The following is a 6,408-nucleotide window of genomic DNA, read 5'->3' on the forward strand; positions in this document are numbered from 1 at the left end:
GATGATGCGGCCCGGCCTGTGGTTGAAGGACGCTTTGCCCCATGGGTTGCTCGGCCGGTCGCTGCTGATCATCGTGGTGCCGCTGGTCGTGCTGCAATTGGTCTCGGCCTATGTCTTTTACGCCAGCCATTGGGAGACGGTGGCCCGGCGGCTGGCGAAGGGGCTGGCGGGCGATATCGGCGCGGTGATCGAATCGATGCGGGCGTTTCCCGATCCTGAATCCCGCCGCATCGTGCTGTCGATTGCCTCCGAGAAGATGGAGCTCGACATCCGCTTTACCCCGGATGGCATCCTGCCCAACCAACCATCGTCCCCGCCGAACAGCTTTCTGGAACGGGCGATGGAGGATGCGATGGGCGAGCGGGTTCAACGCCCCTATCGGTTCGATACCGACGCGCTGGAACGTGAAGTGGTGATTCTGGTCCAGCTTTCCGATGGTCTGCTGGAAATCTACGCCCCCAAGAAGCGGCTGTTCACCTCGACCACCTATGTCTTCATCCTGTGGATGCTGGGGACGGCGATGCTGGTGTTCGGTATCGCCACGGTGTTCATGCGCAATCAGGTCCGCAGCGTCCGCAAGCTGGCGGTGGCCGCCGACCGTTTCGGGAAGGGACAGGACGTTCTGGGCTTCAAGCCGGAAGGCGCGTCCGAGGTCCGTCAGGCCGCCCAGGCCTTCAACCTGATGCGCGAGCGGATACAGCGCCAGATTCAGCAGAGGACCGAGATGCTGGCCGGGGTCTCGCACGATTTGCGCACGCCGCTGACCCGGATGAAGCTGCAATTGGCGATGATGGGCGACCTCGACGGCCGGGCCGAGCTGGACGAGGATATCTCCGAGATGGAGCTGATGATCGAGGGCTATCTGGCCTTTGCCCGGGGCGAGGGGACCGAGACCCCGGTCGAAACCGATCTGCCCGCCCTGGTCGAGGATGTCGTCGGTCGCTTCCGCCGCCAGGGCGCGCAGATTGATCTGCACAGCGAAGGTGATTTACGGATGCCGCTGCGTCCGGTCGCGCTCAGTCGGGTGCTGGCCAATCTGATCGGCAATGCGATCCGCCATGGCCGGTCGGGCGGCCATGTCTGGGTCCGGGTCGGTCGCCGCCAGGGAGCCGCCGAGATTCTGGTCGATGATGACGGCCCCGGCATTCCTCCCGAATCCCGCGATGACGTGTTCCGCGCCTTTACCCGGCTGGACCCTCCCCGGGCTGCCGCTGGCGGCGGGGTCGGGCTGGGCCTGACCATCGCCCGTGATATCGTCCGCGCCCATGGCGGCGAAATCAGCCTGGAGGATTCCCCGCTGGGCGGTCTGCGGGTGCGGCTTCGGTTGCCGCTGTAAGCGCGCGGACGGTTTCCAGCAGCAGCGGGATGTCGATCGGCTTGGTCAGATAGGCGTCGAAGCCCGCCTCGCGACCGCGCTCGACGTCCAGCGCCATCGCCATCGCGGTCACCGCCGCCACCGGAATCGATCGGGTGCGCGGCTCGGCCCGCAGCCGGGTCAGCACCTCGTACCCTGTCATTCCGGGCAGATTGATGTCGAGCAGGATCAGATCGGGCTGACGCAGCCGGGCGAGGTCAAGCCCCAACCCCGGAGTCGGGGCGGTGATCAGGCGAAACCGGGCCAGGGTCGAAAACACCTGCTCGATCAGCTTCAGATTGACCGGGTCGTCATCGATATAAAGGACGGTGGCGGAAATCCCCGATTCGTCATCGGGGTTGGGCTCCGCTGGCGGGCCGAGGTCGAGCGTCTCGAGCGGGGCGTCAGGGTCGCCGCGCAACTCGGCCCAGAACAGGCTGCCCCGTCCCAGTTCGCTTTCGACGCCGACGCTGCCGTTCATCGCCTCGACGATGCGGCGGGTCAGCGCCAGGCCGATCCCGGTCCCTTCGGTTTCGGTCCGCTCGGCCCCCAGGCGGTTGAACGGGATGAACAGTTCGGCAATCCGTTCCGGCGCGATCCCTAGTCCGGTATCGGCCACCTCGATCCGCAACGTCTCGGCCCCGCTGCGCCGGGCGACGACGAGGACGCTGCCATTGGGGCGGTTGTACTTAATCGCATTGGACAGCAGATTGACCATCACCTGTTTCAGGCGTCGGCGGTCAGCGCGGGCGGTCAACCCCGCCCCGATGGGCGAGAAGACGATGGCGATGCCGCGTTCCTGCGCCAGCGGCGCGATCAGGTCGAGGCAGTCGCGCACCAGCGGCTCGATTGCGACGCTTTCGATCGACAGATCGATCCGACCGGATTCGACGCGGGCGAGATCAAGAATATCGTTGATGAGGTCAAGCAGGTGCTGCCCCGCTTTATAGATCGTCATCACGCTGTCGCGATGGGCGGCGGACAGGCTGGGGTCCATGTCGAGGAATTGCGAGAAGCCGAGGATAGCGTTCATCGGCGTGCGCAATTCGTGGCTCATATTGGCCAGGAAAGCCGACTTGGCCTGACTGGCGGCCTCGGCGGCGTCGCGGGCATTGCGCAATTCGCGCTCGCGCTTGATCTCGGGGGTGTAGTCGCTAAACAGCGTGAACAGGTACTGCGCCCGTCCGCGCGTATCCAGCACCACACCGACATTGCAAAGCGCGGTGAAGGTGGTGCCATCGACCCGGCGAACGTCGAGCAACCCCGACCAACTGCGCCGCTCGGCATAGGCGCGGGCAACCTCTTCGGCGGATCCGACATTGGGGCCGACAACGAAGTCGGTATAAAAGCGGCCCTCGACCGCCTCGCGGGGGAAGCCGGTCAGGGCCAAAAACGTCTTGTTGACGAAGATGATCCGTCCGTCCGGCTCGGAAATGCGGATCGCTTGCCCGGCATCGTCGACCAGGCGGCGGAACAGGTCGCGGTTGGCGTTGGCCATTTCCCGCTCGGTGACGTCGAGGATGGTGCCGACCAGCCGGGCGGCGCGTCCGTTCGGCTCGGCAACATGGCGGGTGCGGGCCAGGACATGGCGAACCTCGCCATCCGGCCGGACGATGCGCAATTGCACTTCCTCGTCGCTGGCCAGATCACGGCGGCGGTGGGCTGCTTCGAACACGGGGCGGTCGTCGGGGTGGAGCGCTGCGACGAAGGCGCCGAGGCTGGGGGTGAAGATCGCGGGATCGCGGCCGAAGATCGTGTAGGTCGTCTCGGACCAACCGAGGCGCCCGCTGGTCGGGTCATAGTCCCAGCTTCCCAATCCGGCCAGACTTTGGGCTTCGGCAAGGCGGCGTCGGCTTTCCGCCGCTTCGTGCTCGGCCGCCTTGCGGGCTCCGATATCCTCGGACAGGCAGAGGAAGTGGGTGATCCGACCCTCTTGATCCTTTACCGGAGCGATCGAGGCGGCGACCCAGACCTGCGAGCCGTCCTTGCGCCGATTGTGGAACTCGCCGTGCCAGGTTTCGCCCGACAGGATGGTGTTCCACAGCGCGGTATAGGTCTCGGTCTGTTTGTCGCCGGATCTGAGGATGCGCGGGGTTTGCCCGCTCAGTTCGTCGAGGCGGTAGCCATAGGTCCGCAACATCGTGGCGTTGGCATACTCGATCGTGCCCGCCGGGTCGGTGATCACCACCGAGGCCGGGCTCTGCTCGACCGCGACCGACAGCTTGCGCAAATTTTCCTCGGCCATTTTGCGGCGGTGGATGTTCTGGGTGATCCCCAGCATCCGGGTGGGACGGCCGTTGCGGTCGCAGACCACCGCGCCCTGTTCGTGCAGCCAGCGTTCGCTGCCATCGGCGAGAACGACACGATGCTCGACCTCATAGGGCCGTCTTTCGCGCAGCGCCCGGCGGAACGCCCGCAAGGCCGCCGCCCGGTCGTCGGGGTGCAGCGCCTGGACGAAAACGTCATAGGTGACCCGGGTCGCGCTGTTTGCCAGTCCCAGCAGCGCGGGAAGGCGTTCGGAATAATGGATGTCGCGGCTGCGGATATCGAATTCCCACGAGGCGATGTTGGCAAAGGTCTGAGCCAGCCGCAGACGCCGGATCGTCAGTGACAAGCGGCCCAGCTTGCTTTCCAGCGTCGCCACCCGGGATTGCGCCAGTCGTTGCGCTTCGGAGGGGGACGTGACGCTGACGGGAATGTCCCGCGGTTCGGGCGGGACCTCCGGGGCCTCCGCGATCGCCGGGGCTTCTAGGGCGGCGGGGCGGTGGCGACCCAACCACCACAGCCCGACCAAGGCCAGGATCAGCGCGGTCAGGCCACCGCCGCCGATCGTCAGGGCGATCCGCTGCTCGATCATCTCCTGGCGTAATTCGATCGTCGGCCCGAGATCGAGGCCGAAATGAAGCTGTCCCAGCATTCCATCGGCAATGACGATGTCGCGGACGACATCATAGCGGCGCGCCTCGCCCAGTCCGGTCAGCCCCAGCGACGGCGACGCCGGGGGAAGCACGGCCGCCTCGGGCCAGCCGCTAGAGGCCACCCGCGCCCCCTGGCGGTCGAGCACGACCAGATACAGCAGCGGGTGGGCGGTTCGGCTTTCTTCCAGAAGGGCGCGGAGGCTGTCGGTATCGTGGTGACGCAGCGGCGCGACCAGGGCGGCGCTGAGGATTGGGGCCAGCAGCCCGGCCTCGTCCTCGATCTGGCGGACCAGCCGCGCCTCGGATTGGCGGAGATCGTTGCCGACGACCAGGGCCAGCATCAGCATATTGATGCCGATTGCGATCAGGAGGGTCCGCCCGAGAACGGTTCGCCAGGAGAAGCTCATCGATCGCCCAACTCCACGAGACCCGGTCTTGTCGCCGGACGATGGGCAGGATAGCCGTGGCCGATCAGGCGGGCCAGAGAGCGTCGGTGGTAGCCGACCAGGGCGATACCATTGAACGGGGACCCGGACTGGGGCGAGCCCGGCTCGCCGCCGCCGTACCGACGTGGGTTAGTTCCCCAATCGGCCCAGGCGGGCGGCCCCGATTCCGATATGGGTGGCCGAGGGGATCGAGGCCATCATCTGGTCCATCTGGCGACGATGAGCCAGATAGCGTTCCAACTCACGTCCGGCGAGGCGGATTCCGGTCGGAACCTTGATGCTCATCGGATTGACCTGGGTGTTGCCGACCAGCAGTTCATAATGGAGGTGTGGCCCGGTGGCGCGGCCGGTTGACCCGACATAGCCGATGATCTGCCCTTGGCTGACATGGCGGCCGGTATGAATTCCCTGGGCGATCCGGCTCATATGGGCGTAGGCGGTGCCATAGCCGTTGCCGTGGCGCAGACGGACGTAATTGCCATAGGCCCCAAACGGACCAGCCATCTCGACGGTGCCGTCACCGGCGGCCTGGATCGGGGTGCCGGGGGGGACGCCGAAATCGATCCCCTTGTGCATCTTGCTATAGCCGAGGATCGGGTGGTTGCGCATCCCGAAGCCCGACGTGATCTTGGCCCCGTCGACCGGAGTCTTCAGCAGCGCCTTCTTCACGTTCTCGCCGGTGGCGGTGAAATAGTCGCTCTGCCCCTGGGGGTCCTCGTAACGGTACAGGCTGATCGCGGTGCCCGACAGGTCAAGCCCGGCATGAAGAAGATCCCCGGCGCGGACCAGCTTGCCCTTGGTGTCGTACCAGCCCTCGAACAGAACGTCGAAGGTATCGCCGGGCTGGATGTCACGCTGGAAATCGACGTCATAGCTGAGCGCTTTGATCATCGCCAGGATCACCGGAAGCGGGACTCCGGCGTTGCTGGCCGATTCATAAAGGCTCGATTTGATCGTGCCCGAATAATGCGCCACCTGACGGGTCACCTGGCGCTGGGTCTCGATTGCGGCGAAGTCAGAGCCGGTCCAGCGGGCGGCGACATCGCGCACCGGGTCGGCGGCCAGACTGACTTGACGAAACGGCCCGCGGCCAAAGCCATAAGGAGAGGGGGCAAAAGTAACGGTGACCTTCTGCCCGGCTTTGAGACCGCGTGGGTCGATCCGGGTGAACAAAGCCTCGACGGCCTGGGCAGCCTGCCCAGCGGAAACGCCCGCCCGGGACAGCAACTCGGTCAGCATCTCGCCCGAGCCGAGCTGTAACACCGCTTCGACCGGACGACGCGCGATGTCTTCCAACTCGCCGTCGCCACTCTCGGGGATCGCGAGGGAATTGCCGTCGGCTTCAAGATCGACATAGGCGGGGGGCGTGGTGTCCAGTGGCCCTTCGTCGCGTCCGAACGGGACGAAGGGACGGGCCAGGAAGACCGCGACCGCCCCCACCAGCCCGACAACCGCGAAAGCCTTCAGGCTGCGTTTCAGTTTGGCAGTGACATGGCCGGCCAAGGGAGAGGATCGCTTTTGCCGTTTACAGAACTGTCGCGGGTTATCGCAGCCCCGCCGCCCCCAAGGCAACCCTAAATGCCCGGCGTTTCCGCTTGACTGTGCCCTGGCGGCACGGAAAACGACCCCCACATATATAATAGGGAAAAAATGCGATCCCCCGTCGAATTGCTGTTGACGGGTTTGGGCG

Annotated in this window: 3 protein-coding genes; 1 reads left to right on the top strand and 2 read right to left on the bottom strand. The window is 65.7% G+C overall.

The window, feature by feature from the left end; translation table 11 throughout:
• The first annotated feature begins 1 nt into the window (after window position 1).
• The gene (locus tag K678_RS12095) at window positions 2–1,336 is read left to right on the top strand and encodes an ATP-binding protein (RefSeq protein WP_021132745.1); all 1,335 of its coding nucleotides are present in this window, start codon (window positions 2–4) and stop codon (window positions 1,334–1,336) included.
• Here the strand turns inward: K678_RS12095 and K678_RS12100 are convergent.
• Entirely contained in the window at window positions 1,278–4,679 is a 3,402-nt protein-coding gene (locus tag K678_RS12100) for a PAS domain S-box protein (RefSeq protein WP_021132746.1), read from the bottom strand. The genes K678_RS12095 and K678_RS12100 overlap by 59 nt on opposite strands.
• Window positions 4,680–4,847: 168 nt before the next feature.
• Window positions 4,848–6,221: a peptidoglycan DD-metalloendopeptidase family protein gene (locus K678_RS12105; RefSeq protein WP_021132747.1), complete on the bottom strand. Its 1,374-nt coding sequence runs from the start codon at window positions 6,219–6,221 to the stop codon at window positions 4,848–4,850.
• Between the last annotated feature and the right edge of the window lie 187 nt (window positions 6,222–6,408).

The organism is Magnetospirillum fulvum MGU-K5 (genome assembly GCF_000442515.1).
Lineage (GTDB): Bacteria > Pseudomonadota > Alphaproteobacteria > Rhodospirillales > Magnetospirillaceae > Phaeospirillum > Phaeospirillum fulvum_B.

What these genes read in the sequence shown, in the direction of transcription:
- K678_RS12095 (WP_021132745.1), top strand. Translation starts at nt 2, where the DNA reads ATGATGCGGCCCGGCCTGTGGTTGAAGGACGCTTTGCCCCATGGGTTG.
- K678_RS12100 (WP_021132746.1), bottom strand. Translation starts at nt 4,679, where the DNA reads ATGAGCTTCTCCTGGCGAACCGTTCTCGGGCGGACCCTCCTGATCGCA.